Origin of the sequence: Photorhabdus namnaonensis, from assembly GCF_001684335.1 — a bacterium.
Lineage (GTDB): Bacteria > Pseudomonadota > Gammaproteobacteria > Enterobacterales > Enterobacteriaceae > Photorhabdus > Photorhabdus namnaonensis.
Genome location: NZ_LOIC01000009.1, coordinates 64,719 through 80,532 on the forward strand (window position 1 = coordinate 64,719; position 15,814 = coordinate 80,532).

A 15,814-nucleotide genomic window follows, 5' to 3' on the forward strand; every position below is an offset into this window, starting at 1 on the left:
AATTAATGCTACTGAATTTTGGTTGGAAATTAAGTTCTTTTGATGATTATCGAGAGGCTTATAATTTATATGGGGGAAGTGTGATCACTGCTCCGGAAGTCTTGGATTTTTTCCATAAGCGCTTTCAGTTAAATGAGAAATTTTATATAAAAAGAGATGGTTCAGGGAATGTGATTGGTGGTATCTGTAGCTGGAGAGATTGTTACCTCGCTGGTGAGCAGAAAATTGTCATTAAAGAAGGAATAAACAAATATCCACTTAATTTTGATGAGATAATATTGCCGATTAGATCGGATGTTAGAGCTATTATTCCATTTAAATCAAAGTTTATGTCATCAAAAAATAAAGTTAATATTATTAACTGTTCGGATAAATTAAATTCTAAAAGACAGATCTGTCTGGTTAAGGATATCTCTAGAAAAACAAGAGAAACAAGAAATAGAGAGTTGAATCGTTTTATAAAAAGTGGGGGTAGTGTTGTTAATGTTGAACATTATGATTCGATAGAGTTAACGGATATTTATGATTATCTCTATTTTAAACGTAGGAATGAACATGCATATAAAAATGAAATGCAGGAGATTCTTGAAGAAATACCCGATATAAATTTTGGTAATATTTTATGGTTAGAAGGAAATCCTTGCGCAATGCAATTTGTTGTTAGAAAACAGTGTGAAAAATGGATTTGCTATGACTATGTTAATAGCGGAATGGATTTGAGTTATCCAAACCTATCGCTAGGAACTGTTTCTACATGGGTGAATGTTAAGGATGCTATTGAATATAGCCATAAAAATAATTTGGAGATGAGATTTAGTTTCGGTCGGCCAACATTTGAATATAAAGATAGGTGGTGCAATAGAGACAACTTACAGAGAGTGATTTTTCCTTAATTGTTATAATAATGGAGCATTAGCACCGGATATGGAAACTTTTAATCTTAAACATTCTACAGATAGAAGGGAAAGAATAGAAGAACAATGTATAGAACTAAACTTAGATTATGAGTTTATTGAGGCTGTGGATGGCAGTCTGTTATCACCAGAGGCGTTACAGAGGCAAACAAGAGAATTAAGTGATGCTATAAGGCCCGGTGAGATTGGATGTGCTTTAAGTCATATGAAAATCCATAGGAATATAGTTGAAAATAATATTCCTATGGCATTAATATTAGAGGACGGTGTTACCTTAAATGAACGTTTTCCTGAGTTCTTAAATGAAATTCAGCAAGAAAAGATAATAGCTCCTTCTACTATTCTTTTGAGTAAAGTCAGTCAATATTTTGAACACTCCAAATATAAGCTTCCTTGTGGTGTAGATATTAAATCGGTATTGGGCGCTTCGTTAGCTTGTGGTTATATATTGAATAATCAGGCAGCTAAAAACCTCATTGCTTTCCTTTATCCTGTATGGTTGGTTGCAGATCGCTGAGAGTTTTTCAGGGAAAATGGAGTTATAACATTATGTTGTACAGAACCTGTTTTGGTTACGGAAAATGAGAATGCTGTTAATACAACCATATAGGGGAGAGATAGTGAGCATAATATTAAGGCAAGAAGAATCTGGAAAGAAATAAGGAAAAGAAGGTCATTTTCTGTAAAGATTAAAAATATATTTTGGAAAATCTTTGTTAGAAAATTAAAAAAGATTGAATACTGGTTAAAGGCACCCTTTAGCCAGTATTTTGAAATTAATTTCATATTTTTTGCCCGAGATGGGAGAGCACTTTCGATGGTGTAATACTTCTGATATTCCCATCCTCCGCTTTTAAAGATATTTGTTCTTTGCCATAGCCACCAATTAATCCTGGATCTGTCGGACCAAACAACGTGATATTAGGGCGATCCAATGCAGCAGTGAGGTGGCTCAGGCCAGTATCAACAGAAACAACCGCTTTTGCACCCGCCAACTCTTGGGCTACTTGTGCCAAAGTCAGCTTTGGTAGTACTTCCACATGAGGGAAGTTTTCCGCCAGTCTCAGTGCACGTTGGTATTCATGTTCTGCGCCCCAGGGGAGCTTAATGCGTACACCTGTCGGCTGAATTTCAGTAATAAGTTGTCGCCAATGGCTTTCCGGCCAATGTTTTTCATCGCGAGTGGTGGCATGGAGAAAAACCAGATAATCGTCCCGATTTTCTAGATGCTGATGTAGAAAATGACGAGCAATCCCATAATCGCCCTGTGCTGACGGTTTGGTATAACCTAGGCTGACAGCAAACAGTTCCCGGATACGTTCTACGGCGTGCTGTTGCTTGCTGACTGCATGACAACAATCATAAAAAAAACTTGCTAATGGCTCACGGATACTTCTGCGGTCGTAACCATGTTTAGGGCCATAAGCTAATCGAGTGACCAAAAATGCGCTTTTCAGTAACCCTTGAGCGTCAATGATGGCATCGTATTGATGTAATTTTAATTTTTCTTTAAATAAACGGCGTTCTGCACGAATTTCTGGACTAAACCAGTTTTTACGCCAGCGGCGAATAGCGACAGGAATAATGTGATCAACAGCGCTGTGCCAGCCAGGGATTTGAGCGAAACCTTCCTCTACTACCCAATCAAAACTCACATCAGGCAAGTTTTTTTCTGCATCAGTCAGCGCAGGGAGTGAGTGGAGGACATCTCCCATAGAAGAAGTTTTAACCAGTAAAACCCGCATTAACTCTGGTTCTCCGTTGGTAATAATTTTTCCAGGGAAGCGAGAACTTGCTCAGGCTGAATATCAATCAGACTCTGATGATAGCCATCCGCACTGTCGCCTTTTCTGACTTTATGATAGCCAGTAATAAGACGAATAACTTCCGCTTTATCGGATAATGGAGGCGTAAAATCTGGGCTACTTGGGCCATAAAGTGCAACCAGCGGGCGATTAAGCGCTGCGGCAACATGCATCAGACCAGAATCGTTGGTTACAATAGCATCACAGGCCGCGATAATATTGACTGCCTGTTCAAGAGAAGTTTGTCCGGCAAGATTGATGCAGTATTCACTGGCTTCTCCTGTTAGTGATTTGCGGATATCCTCTCCACCTTCGTGATCTTTAGCTGAGCCAAAGAGCAGAATTTGATATCCTTTTTTAGTAATAAGTTGTTGAGCTAACGCGGCATAGTGATAATGCGGCCAGCGTTTTGCCGGGCCAAATTCTGCGCCGGGGCAAAAACCGATGATAGGCCGATGATCAGAAATATTGAATGCTGCGGTGGATTCAGCAATATCTTCGTCACTAACATCCAACTGAGGCCAAAGTAATGGTTGAGGCAGGTCTGCCGCGCTACTGGGTTTTGCATCGTAAGCCAATGCAGCATAGCGTTGAACCATTAATGGGAAGGCTTCTTTATTCAATGTACGAATATCATTGAGCAATCCATATCTCATTTCACCACGCCAGCCGGTACGCAGAGGAATATTGGCGAAGAAAGGCACCAAGGCAGATTTGAAAGAATTTGGTAGCACATAAGCGCGATGATATTTACGTTCACGCAGGGCGACCCCTAAACGACGGCGTTCTCCTAATGCCAGTGAGCCATGCCCTAACGGCATAGCCAATGCTTGATTGACCTCCGGCATTTTGTCCAGCAGTGGGCGGCACCAGGCTGGGGCCATCACATCAATTTCTGCATTAGGATGCAAAGCCTTTAATGTCCGGTAAAGGCTCTGCGACATCATCATGTCACCTACCCACGAAGGGCCGATCACCAATATTTTCATAGCGAGTAGATTATTTATCCTGATTAAGCCAATGCATATATTCCGTTACTCCTTTGGCAACGGTTTTGAATGGCTTATCATAACCTGCCGCCCGAAGTTTAGTCAGATCTGCTTGCGTGAAACGCTGATAACGGCCTTTCAAATGTTCTGGGAAATCAATACGCTCAACAGGTAGTGATTTATCTTGGTGGAATTCAACAACCGCATCTGCAACCGCCTGAAAAGATTCAGCACGACCCGTTCCACAGTTATAAATCCCGGAAACGCCGTTTTTCCAGAACCAAAGATTAACCGCCGCGGCATCACCGACATAAATAAAATCACGTTGAAAGCCTTCACTGCCAGCGAAGAGTTTTGGGTTTTGTCCCTGATTGATTTGATTGTTCAAATGAAAGGCAACACTCGCCATACTCCCTTTGTGCCCTTCACGTGGTCCATATACATTGAAATAACGGAAACCACAAATTTGTGAATCAGCTTGAGGCAGGATCTCCCGGACATATTGGTCGAATAGAAATTTAGAGTAACCATAAACATTAAGCGGTTTCTCATATTGACGCTCTTCGATAAAGTTATCAATGCGGCCGCCATAGGTTGCCGCTGAGGAGGCGTACAGGAAAGGGGTGCCGCGTTCAAGGCAATAGTGCAGCAATTCTTTGGAATATTGATAGTTATTATCCATCATATATTTGCCATCCCACTCGGTTGTGGATGAGCAAGCGCCTTCATGGAAAATAGCGTCAATATCACCGAAATCATCACCGGCCAGAATACTGGCAATAAACTCTTCCTTGTCCATGTAATCAGCAATATCCAAGTCAACCAGATTGGTGAACTTAGTACCATCTTTTAGATTATCTACGACCAGAATATCTTTATATCCTTCGTCATTTAGTGCTTTGATAATATTGCTGCCAATAAATCCAGCACCGCCAGTGACAATAATCATCCGACTCACCTCTACAATCGGGTTAATGAAGCAAATTGCGTCTATAATAACATCTAACATCCATGACGACAGCAGCTTAAGCAGGGGAATATACTGAAATATTATGGTCATTCAGATTGCATGACGTGACGGATACAGCAAAGTTAATATTATCTGCCTGATAGTGTCGTCAGTAGCCTGATCAATGAGTAAAATGTCTAACGACCCTTCATTTATAAATCAGGAGAAAATAAATGTCAGCATCATTTTATCAGCAAATTAATGAACAATTAGAACAAGCCCATTCGGAAGGGTTGTTCAAAAATGAACGTATCATCACTTCTGCACAAAATGCTGACATTGCTGTAGCCGATGGCAGCCACGTTATTAACTTCTGCGCAAATAACTATTTAGGTTTGGCTAATCACCCTGAGCTGATTGCCGCGGCTAAAGAAGGAATGGATAGCCACGGTTTTGGCATGGCCTCTGTTCGTTTTATTTGTGGAACTCAGGATACTCATAAAGAGCTGGAGAAAAAGCTGGCGGAATTTTTGGGTATGGAAGATGCCATTCTTTATTCTTCTTGTTTTGATGCTAATGGTGGTTTATTTGAAACGCTGTTTGGGCCGGAAGACGCCATTATCTCTGATGCGTTGAACCACGCTTCTATTATTGATGGTGTCCGTTTATGCAAAGCGAAGCGTTATCGCTATGCTAATAATGATATGCAGGAACTTAGAGCACAGTTAGAACAAGCCAAAGCAGATAATGCACGTCATATTGTGATTGCAACCGATGGCGTGTTCTCAATGGATGGTGTGATTGCTGATTTAAAATCTATCTGTGATCTGGCTGATGAATTTGATGCCCTGGTCATGGTGGATGACTCCCATGCTGTGGGTTTTGTTGGTGCTCATGGCCGTGGTACCCATGAATATTGTGACGTTATGGATCGTATTGACATCATTACCGGCACTTTAGGTAAAGCATTAGGTGGTGCTTCCGGTGGCTATACCGCGGCACGTAAAGAAGTTGTTGAGTGGCTGCGCCAACGTTCACGCCCATATCTGTTCTCTAATTCACTGGCCCCGGCGATTGTAGCGGCATCCATTAAGGTGCTGGATATGCTGAAAGAGGGCGATGCATTGCGTGATCGTCTGTGGAAGAACGCTAATCTGTTCCGTGAAAAAATGACCGCAGCAGGTTTCACATTAGCAGGGGCTGACCACGCTATTATTCCTGTCATGTTAGGCGATGCAAAATTGGCACAGGAGTTTGCCGCAGAATTATTGAAAGAAGGCATTTATGTTACCGGTTTCTTCTATCCGGTAGTCCCTAAAAATCAGGCCCGTATCCGCACGCAAATGTCAGCCGCGCATACGGAAGAGCAAATTGAACGTGCAGTTGCGGCGTTCACGCGAATTGGTAAGCAATTGAGCGTAATTGCATAAGGCATCTCTATGAAAGCATTGTCAAAGTTAAAACCAGAAGAAGGCATCTGGATGACCGATGTGCCCGAGCCGGAGTTGGGGCACAATGATGTGATGATAAAAATCCGTAAAACAGCGATTTGTGGTACGGATGTGCACATCTATAACTGGGATGATTGGTCACAAAAAACAATTCCTGTACCAATGGTTGTTGGTCATGAATATGTTGGTGAAGTTGTCGCTATTGGTCAGGAAGTAAAGGGTTTTAAGATTGGTGACCGGGTGTCTGGCGAAGGACATATCACTTGTGGTTACTGTCGTAACTGTCGTGGTGGCCGTACTCACTTATGCCGTAATACCATTGGCGTAGGGGTAAACCGCCCTGGTTGTTTTGCTCAATACTTGGTTATTCCTGCATTTAATGCGTTCAAAATTCCAGATAACATCTCTGATGAGCTGGCTTCTATTTTTGACCCATTTGGCAATGCTGTTCATACCGCGCTTTCGTTTGATCTGGTTGGCGAAGATGTGCTGGTTTCTGGTGCAGGCCCAATTGGTATTATGGCTGCGGCAGTGTGTAAACATGTTGGCGCGCGTCATGTTGTTATCACAGACGTTAACGAGTATCGCCTTGAGCTGGCACGTAAAATGGGTGTCACCCGTGCGGTGAACGTCAGTCAGGAAAATCTGACCGATGTCATGGCGGAATTGGGCATGACGGAAGGTTTTGATGTTGGTTTGGAAATGTCCGGCGCTCCGGCGGCGTTTCGTACCTTATTAAATACCATGAATCACGGCGGCCGTGTTGCACTGTTGGGCATTCCGCCATCAGATATGGCAATTGATTGGAATCAGGTAATTTTCAAGGGCTTGTTTATCAAAGGTATTTATGGCCGTGAAATGTTTGAGACTTGGTACAAAATGGCTACATTGATTCAGTCTGGTTTGGATCTGACACCCATCATCACCCACCGGTTCTCTATTGATGATTTCCAGAAAGGCTTTGACATCATGCGTTCAGGGCAGTCTGGTAAAGTTATTCTGAACTGGGATTAACCGATCGAATCAGTTATCACTAAAATTAATAGGCGCTTTTAGTTCTTGAGCGCCTATTTGAAGTATTAGCGATATTGCAAGCTATCATCGAATAAATAGAAATAGCAAGATATACCCGTTATTTTTCAGGTTGTCTCTTTGTTGGCTGCGCTCGGTCACATAGTTATCTATGCTCCCGGGGATTCACTCCCTTGCCGTCGCGATGCATCTTGAAATCTTTAGGGTATAATTGGCTATTTCTTAAAATGAATTTCTATTCTGTTTTATCCTGAGACTTATCTCCGGCCAGTTTCTGGATATATCGGCTTACCGTGTTCACAATAGGATTATCAACCAGAGTATCGCCAATAACTGCCAGATAATCTTGGCTGGTAACTGTAATGGGTGCCTCTTTTATTTCACACAGCTTGCCCCATTTATGCTGGTTATCACCAACAGGTTTGCCACTTAACAACCTACTTGGGCTGACTAACTCAATATCAGCTGGAAGCGTTGGCAGCATTTGTTGCAGTGCGCGAATGGTTGTTGGATGGGGATGGCCGATAGCAATAGCGGAACCATTTTTACGGGCAATGGAAATAGCACGATTTAGCTGATGGCGAGTTTCCGCTTCTGATTGCACATTATCTAGGAAAACATTACGGCGGATAACGCGAACAGGCGTGCCTTGCGCTGCCTTTGTTGCCTGAGTATTGCCAATCGTCACACTGTCGAGAAAATAGAGGTTATAACGAGACAGTGAGCGCATCACTTTCTGCATTCCCGGCAAGCTCGAAGTCATAGCGCTACCCATATGGTTATTGATTCCTACAGCATAAGGGACTTTTTGTATTGCACGCTGGATGATGCGGTCAATTTCTTCACTGCTCATGGTTGGCTGAAGAGTATCCAGTTCTAGCAGTTGTTTACTTAAAGGCGCCATTGGCAGGTGGATTAAGATCTCCCGCCCTTGTTTGTATGCTTTTTCGGCCATTTCCCTGCCATGCGGTGAATCCGGCAGAATGGCGATAGAAACCGCAACAGGCATTTGCAATATTTTGTTTTCGTTATGAGGACGGTAACCAAAATCATCAATAACAATTGCCAGACGGGCTGCACTGGCTTGTAGGCTCAAGAGAAGCAGGGCGGTAATACCAATTTTTGTGAACCTGTGTTGTCTCAACTAATTTATCTCCCAAGCCACGGTTGTGGGTTTACCGCTCTTCCTTGGCGGCGGATTTCAAAATAGAGTGCGGATTGTTGCTGACCGCCACTGTTACCGACCAACGCAATAGGTTGTCCGGCTCGAACTTGCTGGCCGACCTTGACCAGAGCGCTCTGATTATAGCCATAGAGACTCATATCACCTTTACCGTGCTCTATCACGACAACCAGCCCATAGCCTTGTAACCAGTCAGCCAGCAGTACCCGGCCATCGGATATTGCTTTAACTTCAGTACCTTCTTGCGCAGAAATCACCATGCCTTTCCAGCGCAATTCGCCTTGCAATGCTTCACCAAACTCATGTATCACTTTACCGTGGACAGGCCAGATTGCCTGACCCGCTGGACGGCCAAGGCCACCTGTACGTGCCATCAATGCGCGTTCATCTTCAGTGGGTTTATAGCTGGAACCTTTTTGCTGCGCTTGCTTCTGTTTCGCTGCAATCTGAGCACGAACACGGGCAGCTTCTCTGGCTTCTCGTTCAGCACGTGCTTTCGCTTCCCGTTCTGCTTTAGCAATTTTATCTCGCAGACGGGTTTCATTTTGTTTTAGTTCAGCGAGATTTTTTTGGTCTTGCTTTAAGGAAGATTCCAGCTCAGTTAGGGTTTTCTGCCGAGCATTGCGGGCTACTTCCATTTGCTGCTTTTGCTGTTGTTGTTCAGTTAGAACTTGTTTTTGCTCTTCCTGTTTCTGTTGCTCAAGTTTTTTTTGTTCAGTTAAATCAACGGTTGTTTGTTCAAGTTTAACAATGGTGTCCTGACGGGCTTGATTAAGGTAGCTATAGTAAGCGAGTATGCGCTCACCTCTCTTTCCCTCTTCTCCTCTGAACATGAGTTCAAGCCCTTGATGTTGCCCTTGACGAAATGCAGCATCCAATTGGCGTGCCAGCATATCTCGTTGCGCGTTTTGTTGTTTTTCCAGTTTTTTGATGTTGGAGACGAGAGCAGCAATCTCTTTATTCAGCTTACTGAGTTGAGTTTGAGTGTTGTGTAGGGATTGACCAATTGTGGAAATGGTATTTTCCTGATCTTTTAATTGATTTAGCAAAGAACTACGTTTTTGCTGCTGTTGTTGTACACTTTTCTCTTTCTCCGCGATGTCTTGTTGGAGATCTTTGAGCTGATTTTTATTGGCGATAATTTGATTTGCAAAGGTATTGAAGCTGAAAATAACAAATAGGAAAGCATAGAACAACGAGGCACAGATATTATTCCGCCGTGAGTTCTGATGGCGCCGATAATTACGGCTATGTATTTCCTTGTTGTCAGCCATTTCTGTAAATATACCTTGCTACTGTATGCGCTAGATTATTTCATGATGAACAAAGAGTTACCAGATGCTACGCTGATTTTTTACACTTTCAGATAATGCTGTCTTAACATCGAAATCGAATAGTAATAAACATACTAGCCTATTTATTGCTGAAATTCCTGTATGCATTGAGTGTGACAGGGCAGATGCAGGTAAGGTACTTAAAATGCTTCATTTTCAGGATATTTTTATTTTTTCTCGAAACTCTCCGCAAAATTTGCATTGAGCTTATGCTATTTGGCTGTAATTGACGCAACACAAAGGTATACTCTGGAACCTTAGAAATTTGTTATTAACCAACGGGAGTTTTTGTCCCCATGCTGCAAGAAATCATGCAATTTATTAACCAGCATATGACCTTAAGCCTCATCTGGATTGCGCTGCTGGTTGCCGTTATTGTGACTACATCGAGAGGTTTCTTCTCTAAAACCAAAGAGATAACTCGTGCTCAAGCTATTAATCTGATCAACAAAGAAGAAGCCATCGTCGTGGATTTACGTTCCCGTGAAGATTTCCGCAAAGGGCATATTATTGGTGCAGTAAACCTGACTCCCTCTGAAATTAAAGACAACAATTTTGCTGAGTTGGAAAAACATAAAAAGCAGCCTGTAATTGTTGTTTCTGCGAATGGTATTGAATCTCGTACTCCGGCAGAGAATCTTATTCGTGCCGGTTTTGAGCGCGTATGTTCCTTGAAAGAGGGTTTGGCTGGTTGGACAGGCGAAAACTTGCCATTGGCGCGTGGTAAAAAGTAATCATTTTGGGCGTGAATGGAGACATTCACATAAAAAATTTAATAAGGACATCTAAAGGTAACAATTATTATGTCAGAACAAAGCAATACAGAAATGGCTTTCCAGATCCAACGCATCTACACCAAAGATATCTCTTTTGAAGCACCAAACGCACCGCAAGTGTTTCAACAGGAATGGCAGCCGGAAGTAAAACTGGATCTGGATACTGCTTCCAGTGAGTTGGCTCAAGGGGTTTATGAAGTTGTTCTGCGTGTAACTGTAACGGCCACTTTGGGAGAAGAGACAGCATTCCTATGTGAAGTACAGCAAGGGGGTATTTTCTCTATTGAAGGTATCGAAGGAACGCAGTTAGCTCACTGCTTGGGTGCATATTGTCCGAATATCTTGTTCCCATATGCTCGTGAATGCATCACTAACTTGGTTAGTCGTGGTACCTTCCCACAACTGAATCTGGCTCCAGTAAACTTTGATGCCCTGTTCATGAACTACCTGCAACAGCAGGCAGAACAGTCTCAGGGCGGTGAACAAACTGAACAGGAAGCTTAATGAATAGTACTGTTTCTATGACAGTGATCGGTGCCGGCTCATACGGCACCTCATTAGCCATTACGCTGGCTCGTAATGGCCATAATGTTGTACTTTGGGGGCACAACCCAGAACATATCCGGGCATTGCAACAGGCGCGTTGTAATCAGGCATTTCTGCCGGATGTTTCCTTTCCTGATAGTTTATTGCTTGAAACAGACCTGATAAAAGCATTAACAGCAAGCCGTAACATTCTTATTGTGATACCGAGCCATGTGTTTGGTGAAGTATTAAAGCAGGTGAAACCTCATCTACGGTCTGATTCACGTATCGTTTGGGCAACTAAAGGCTTGGAAGCGGATACCGGCCGGTTATTACAAGATGTGGCCCGTGAGATATTGGGCAGTGAAATACCGTTAGCGGTGCTCTCTGGCCCAACATTTGCTAAAGAATTAGCGGCTGGTTTACCCACTGCGATTGCTATTTCCGCGACGGAATCTGCTTTTAGCGACGAACTCCAGCAATTATTCCACTGTGGCAAAAGCTTTCGGGTTTATAAGAATACTGATTTTATTGGCGTTCAACTCGGTGGCGCCGTAAAAAACGTGATTGCCATTGGCGCGGGGATATCTGATGGTATGGGTTTTGGTGCTAATGCTCGTACTGCCTTGATTACGCGTGGATTGGCGGAAATGAGTCGCCTTGGTACAGCGCTTGGCGCTGATCCTTCTACCTTTATGGGCATGGCGGGATTGGGCGATTTGGTCTTAACTTGTACTGATAACCAATCACGTAACCGTCGCTTTGGCATGATGTTAGGGCAGGGAATTAGTGTCGAAGAAGCCCAGGATCAGATTGGACAGGTTGTTGAAGGTTATCGTAATACCAAAGAAGTACGTGCATTGGCTAATCGTGCCAATGTAGAAATGCCGATTGCAGAACAAATTTATCAGATACTCTATTGCAATAAAAATGTGAAAGAAGCTGCTCAGGCATTATTAGGAAGAGCCAGAAAGGATGAGAGCGATGATGTGCGCTCTTAAATAAAAATCTAATGAAATAGGTTCTAAATGTGAGAGTAAAAAATATGTCGCTAGAAGAATTGGACGAAGTTTGGAAGAACATAAAAACAGAAGCGAGAGCACTGGCTGAATGTGAACCGATGTTGGCCAGTTTCTTTCATGCAACATTACTCAAGCATGAAAATCTTGGTAGTGCCTTAAGTTATATGCTGGCTAATAAGCTGGCTACGCCGATTATGCCGGCTATTGCTGTGAGAGAGATTGTAGAAGAGGCTTATCGCTCAGATCAAAGGATGATTGTCTCTGCTGCCCGCGACATCATCGCAGTACGTCTACGTGATCCCGCCGTAGATAAATACTCCACTCCTCTACTGTACCTCAAAGGATTTCATGCTCTACAAGCCTATCGCATTGCCCACTGGATTTGGGGAGAAGGGCGTAAGGCATTGGCTATTTATCTGCAAAACCAAATCTCGATGTCTTTTGGCGTTGATATTCACCCGGCGGCAAAGATTGGTTGTGGCATTATGCTTGACCATGCTACAGGCATAGTGATTGGTGAAACGGCAGTAGTGGAAAATGACGTTTCTATCCTGCAATCCGTCACTCTTGGTGGTACGGGTAAAACAGGGGGTGATCGTCATCCGAAAGTTAGGGAAGGGGTGATGATTGGCGCAGGTTCGAAAATATTGGGTAATATCGAAATTGGCCGTGGGGCGAAAATTGGCGCAGGTTCGGTTGTATTGCGCTCTGTTCCACCACACACAACAGCCGCTGGGGTGCCTGCCCGTATCGTCGGTAAACCTGAAAGCGAAAAGCCATCATTGGATATGAACCAACACTTTAATGGTATCAACAATGGCTTTGAGTATGGTGATGGAATTTGATTTTTCGAAATATAGATATTAGTAATCATTATCATATTTTCACATATTAAATGTGGAAATATGATTTTGCATGCTTAACTTATTTAGAGCTTTTATAAATTATTTTCTTGCTACACCTATTATAATATAGTGCCAATGTTTAGGAACGACTTTATTTATAACTTTATTATCTAACATCCCTAAAAATCTTCTTTGAAATTCATTCCTACCAAACGTAGCAAGGAAGCCTAATGTTGTATAATCAACATTTGAAAATGCTGATAGATAATCTGTCATTTCTCTGGCGGTAACATAGCCCCAGGTATTTCCCCAATTAACATAATTTTTCCTGAGGAATTTATGCAATGGTGATGCAACCAAATTTTCTGCAAACCAAAGCTCACCGCCTTCTTTTAATGAATGAAAGATCTGATTAATAGCTTCTTTTTGTGCTGTTTTATTGAAATTATAACCGACAGCACCTAATACTGATTTAAACATAACAATATCGAAATGGTTCTTATATTTGATATCCGATGCGTTTAATTTATCATATTGAATGCTCTTTTCTATATGATAACGTTCATGTTTCTCCAGTGCTTTTGGCGTGGGGCCATCTAAATCAGTACATAAGACATTTGCTCCATTTAATGCTGCCCATAATGATAGCCCACCATCTCTACTACCTAACTCTAGAATATTAGCTGATTTTAAGTCTAATCCAGAATGATCTTGCCAATATTTTAAGGAATAACTCCAGTTATATATGTCCCATTCTATGACATCATGGAGAAATTCTTTTGAACTTTTTGCTTTCATAGCGTAACCAATATATATCAATGAAAATGAGTTACCTTAATGCTAACTTTATTAAATTATTATGATCTAAATAGTCGATCACTTGAGGGAAGCAACCCCGATTAAGTTATATGAATCGATTTTCAAAGAGAAAAAATTCCTCAATAGGGTTAAGTTATACTAATCATAGCACCTACGTCCTGTGATAAATGATGATTTAGCGCAAAAACTTGTTCAGAAAACCCAGGATAAAAACTATGTCCTTGATGTCTTACTGCTTTCCTAACGATACATCATGGTCATTCTGCCACTTACATCGTCAAAGCCTGTTGTACTCTGTCCATCTTCTGTCGGATGTGATATTGGAATATTGAGCTGATAACTATCATGGTCGTACCATGCTTTATCTATCTGAGGAACATGACGAAAAGGGTTGTTTGGTTCTCACCGTGGGTCTGGTGCAGAGCGGTTCCTATACTGAATTTCTGTGACCCACGCAAAGAGGAAAAAATTGCCGTGATATAGTCAATAACACGTTGAACCATTACAGAAGTGTGTAGCGATTATTGGCACACTATTTTCTAATGATAGCGCCCTGATAATCTAATTGCCGCCAAGCTTCAAAAACAACAATGGCAACTGAATTGGAAAGATTCATACTGCGACTGTTTGCTAGCATTGGGATACGAATTTTTTGTTGTGGTGGCATATTATCCAATACATAAGGTGGTAACCCTCGGGTTTCCGGCCCAAACATTAAATAATCCCCGGCTTGATAACTTACAGCACTATGTGCCGGAGTTCCTTTTGTTGTGAGAGCAAACAAACGAGCAGAAGACACTCCTGTTAATCCTTCATTCTCTAAAAAAGTAAAATAATCATGATGTTGTTTAACATTGGCGAACTCATGATAATCCAGCCCGGCTCGACGTAGCCTTTTATCATCCCAGGTAAACCCCAGAGGCTGAATCAGATGCAATTGAAATCCGGTGTTAGCACAAAGGCGAATAATATTACCGGTATTAGGTGGGATTTCAGGTTCAAATAAGACGATATTTAGCATAATGCCCCCTAGAAACAAGGGGCACAGGTTAGCAGAAATCAGGAAGGGATGCAGGGAGATCTTCACCGATATTCCTATTTATCTGTTGGAAGATCTTTCCCTGTTGAGGTACTTGATTGTATTGTCAATAAAATTAAAAGTGAAAAAACATCATTAGATATAATCTAATATACTAAATTCTTTAGAGATTCTCTGGATTATTTTTTTGCCACTCCGATTATAATATAGTGCCAATGTTTAGGAACAACTTTATTTATAACTTTATTATCTAAAATCCCTAAAAATTCTCTTTGAGACTCATTCCTGCCAAACGTAGCAAGGAAGCCTAATGTTGTATAATTAATATTTGAAAATGCTGATAGATACTCAGTCATTTCATTAACAGTAACATAGCCCCAAGCATTCCCCCAATTAACATAATTTTTTCTGAGAAATCTATGCAATGGTGACGCAACCAAATTTTCTGCGAACCAAAACTCACCCCCCTCTTTTAATGAATGGAAAATCTGATTAATCGCTTTTTTTTGTGCTGATTTATTTGAATTATAACCAATACCACCTAATACTGATTTAAACATAACGATATCAAAGTGGTTTCTATATTTAATATCTAATGCACTTAATTTACCATATCGAATTCTATTTTCTATATTATAACGCTTATGTTTCTCCTGTGCTTTTGAAGTAGGGCCATTTAAATCCGTACATAAAACATTACCTCCATTTAATGCTGCCCACAGTGATAATCCACCATTTCGGCTTCCTAGTTCTAGAATATTAGCTGACTTTAATTCTAGGTTAGAATGGTCCTGCCAATATTTTAAAGCGTGACTCCAATTACATATATCCCACTCTATTACATCATTGAGTAGCTCTCTTGAGTTTTCTGTTTTCATAAAAAAATGACCAATAAACTAATTATTTTAATAATACTTTTATAGTGAATTATTAAGATCTAGTGATAGATTATTTTTTAATGATGGTATTTTAGGAAAAGATTACGGGAGGGCTTGCTTGGCAGGAATTTCAGATAGATAGGCTGTGCTCGTCGATGCTTTTGTTTCAATCTTCTCCTTAAATATTTTAGTGTTGTTCAGTACATTCACTGCAATATGTTTTATCCGAGATGACAATTTCCCTGAGTTACTG

16 protein-coding genes are annotated in these 15,814 nt (G+C 41.5%); 8 read left to right on the forward strand and 8 right to left on the reverse strand.

Features of this window, described 5'->3' with window-relative positions; all coding sequences use genetic code 11:
- The first annotated feature begins 5 nt into the window (after nucleotides 1-5).
- Nucleotides 6-893, forward strand: coding sequence for a GNAT family protein (locus Phpb_RS01580; RefSeq protein WP_065388872.1), 888 nt, complete (start codon nucleotides 6-8; stop codon nucleotides 891-893).
- Between the two features lie 31 nt (nucleotides 894-924).
- The gene (locus tag Phpb_RS01585) at nucleotides 925-1,431 is read left to right on the forward strand and encodes a glycosyltransferase family 25 protein (RefSeq protein WP_065388873.1); all 507 of its coding nucleotides are present in this window, start codon (nucleotides 925-927) and stop codon (nucleotides 1,429-1,431) included.
- A gap of 265 nt (nucleotides 1,432-1,696) precedes the next feature.
- On the opposite strand, the gene rfaC is transcribed toward Phpb_RS01585, so the two are convergent.
- The 3 genes from rfaC to rfaD are packed head-to-tail and all read right to left on the reverse strand — an operon-like array spanning nucleotide 1,697 to nucleotide 4,657.
- Complete coding sequence (gene rfaC / locus Phpb_RS01590) at nucleotides 1,697-2,659, reverse strand: lipopolysaccharide heptosyltransferase RfaC (RefSeq protein ID WP_065388874.1); 963 nt, start codon at nucleotides 2,657-2,659, stop codon at nucleotides 1,697-1,699.
- Complete coding sequence (gene rfaF / locus Phpb_RS01595; protein ID WP_065388875.1) at nucleotides 2,659-3,708, reverse strand: ADP-heptose--LPS heptosyltransferase RfaF; 1,050 nt, start codon at nucleotides 3,706-3,708, stop codon at nucleotides 2,659-2,661. Before rfaF ends, rfaC begins: the two co-directional genes overlap by 1 nt.
- A 10-nt stretch (nucleotides 3,709-3,718) precedes the next feature.
- Entirely contained in the window at nucleotides 3,719-4,657 is a 939-nt protein-coding gene (rfaD, locus tag Phpb_RS01600; protein WP_065388876.1) for an ADP-glyceromanno-heptose 6-epimerase, read from the reverse strand.
- Nucleotides 4,658-4,890: 233 nt separating this feature from the next.
- On the opposite strand from rfaD, the gene kbl reads away from it, so the two are divergent.
- Complete coding sequence (gene kbl / locus Phpb_RS01605) at nucleotides 4,891-6,087, forward strand: glycine C-acetyltransferase (protein WP_065388877.1); 1,197 nt, start codon at nucleotides 4,891-4,893, stop codon at nucleotides 6,085-6,087.
- Between the two features lie 9 nt (nucleotides 6,088-6,096).
- Nucleotides 6,097-7,122, forward strand: a complete 1,026-nt coding sequence (tdh, locus tag Phpb_RS01610) for an L-threonine 3-dehydrogenase (protein ID WP_040149772.1) — start codon at nucleotides 6,097-6,099, stop codon at nucleotides 7,120-7,122.
- Nucleotides 7,123-7,375: 253 nt separating this feature from the next.
- On the opposite strand, the gene Phpb_RS01615 is transcribed toward tdh, so the two are convergent.
- Nucleotides 7,376-8,284, reverse strand: coding sequence for a divergent polysaccharide deacetylase family protein (locus tag Phpb_RS01615; protein WP_046395476.1), 909 nt, complete (start codon nucleotides 8,282-8,284; stop codon nucleotides 7,376-7,378).
- Between the two features lie 5 nt (nucleotides 8,285-8,289).
- Complete coding sequence (gene envC, locus Phpb_RS01620) at nucleotides 8,290-9,597, reverse strand: murein hydrolase activator EnvC (protein WP_040149771.1); 1,308 nt, start codon at nucleotides 9,595-9,597, stop codon at nucleotides 8,290-8,292.
- Between the two features lie 356 nt (nucleotides 9,598-9,953).
- On the opposite strand from envC, the gene Phpb_RS01625 reads away from it, so the two are divergent.
- The 4 genes from Phpb_RS01625 (at nucleotide 9,954) to cysE (ending at nucleotide 12,825) form a co-directional block, all read left to right on the forward strand.
- Nucleotides 9,954-10,391: a rhodanese-like domain-containing protein gene (locus Phpb_RS01625; RefSeq protein ID WP_040149769.1), complete on the forward strand. Its 438-nt coding sequence runs from the start codon at nucleotides 9,954-9,956 to the stop codon at nucleotides 10,389-10,391.
- 69 nt (nucleotides 10,392-10,460) lie between these two features.
- Nucleotides 10,461-10,937 (forward strand): protein-export chaperone SecB, encoded by a 477-nt coding sequence (gene secB, locus Phpb_RS01630; protein ID WP_036811245.1) that lies wholly within the window; start codon nucleotides 10,461-10,463, stop codon nucleotides 10,935-10,937.
- Nucleotides 10,937-11,959, forward strand: coding sequence for an NAD(P)H-dependent glycerol-3-phosphate dehydrogenase (gene gpsA / locus Phpb_RS01635; RefSeq protein WP_036811247.1), 1,023 nt, complete (start codon nucleotides 10,937-10,939; stop codon nucleotides 11,957-11,959). The genes secB and gpsA overlap by 1 nt, the downstream gene beginning before the upstream one ends.
- A 44-nt stretch (nucleotides 11,960-12,003) precedes the next feature.
- Entirely contained in the window at nucleotides 12,004-12,825 is an 822-nt protein-coding gene (gene cysE / locus Phpb_RS01640; protein WP_046395474.1) for a serine O-acetyltransferase, read from the forward strand.
- A 99-nt stretch (nucleotides 12,826-12,924) separates the two neighbouring features.
- Here cysE and Phpb_RS01645 read toward each other — a convergent pair whose 3' ends face one another.
- The 3 genes from Phpb_RS01645 to Phpb_RS01655 form a co-directional block, all read right to left on the reverse strand.
- Nucleotides 12,925-13,623 (reverse strand): class I SAM-dependent methyltransferase, encoded by a 699-nt coding sequence (locus Phpb_RS01645; RefSeq protein ID WP_065388878.1) that lies wholly within the window; start codon nucleotides 13,621-13,623, stop codon nucleotides 12,925-12,927.
- Between the two features lie 553 nt (nucleotides 13,624-14,176).
- Nucleotides 14,177-14,665 (reverse strand): tRNA (uridine(34)/cytosine(34)/5-carboxymethylaminomethyluridine(34)-2'-O)-methyltransferase TrmL, encoded by a 489-nt coding sequence (trmL, locus tag Phpb_RS01650; protein ID WP_065388879.1) that lies wholly within the window; start codon nucleotides 14,663-14,665, stop codon nucleotides 14,177-14,179.
- A 197-nt stretch (nucleotides 14,666-14,862) separates the two neighbouring features.
- Nucleotides 14,863-15,561 carry a class I SAM-dependent methyltransferase gene (locus Phpb_RS01655; RefSeq protein ID WP_065388880.1) on the reverse strand — a complete coding sequence of 233 codons (699 nt, stop codon included), beginning with the start codon at nucleotides 15,559-15,561 and terminating at the stop codon, nucleotides 14,863-14,865.
- Nucleotides 15,562-15,814 lie beyond the last annotated feature (253 nt).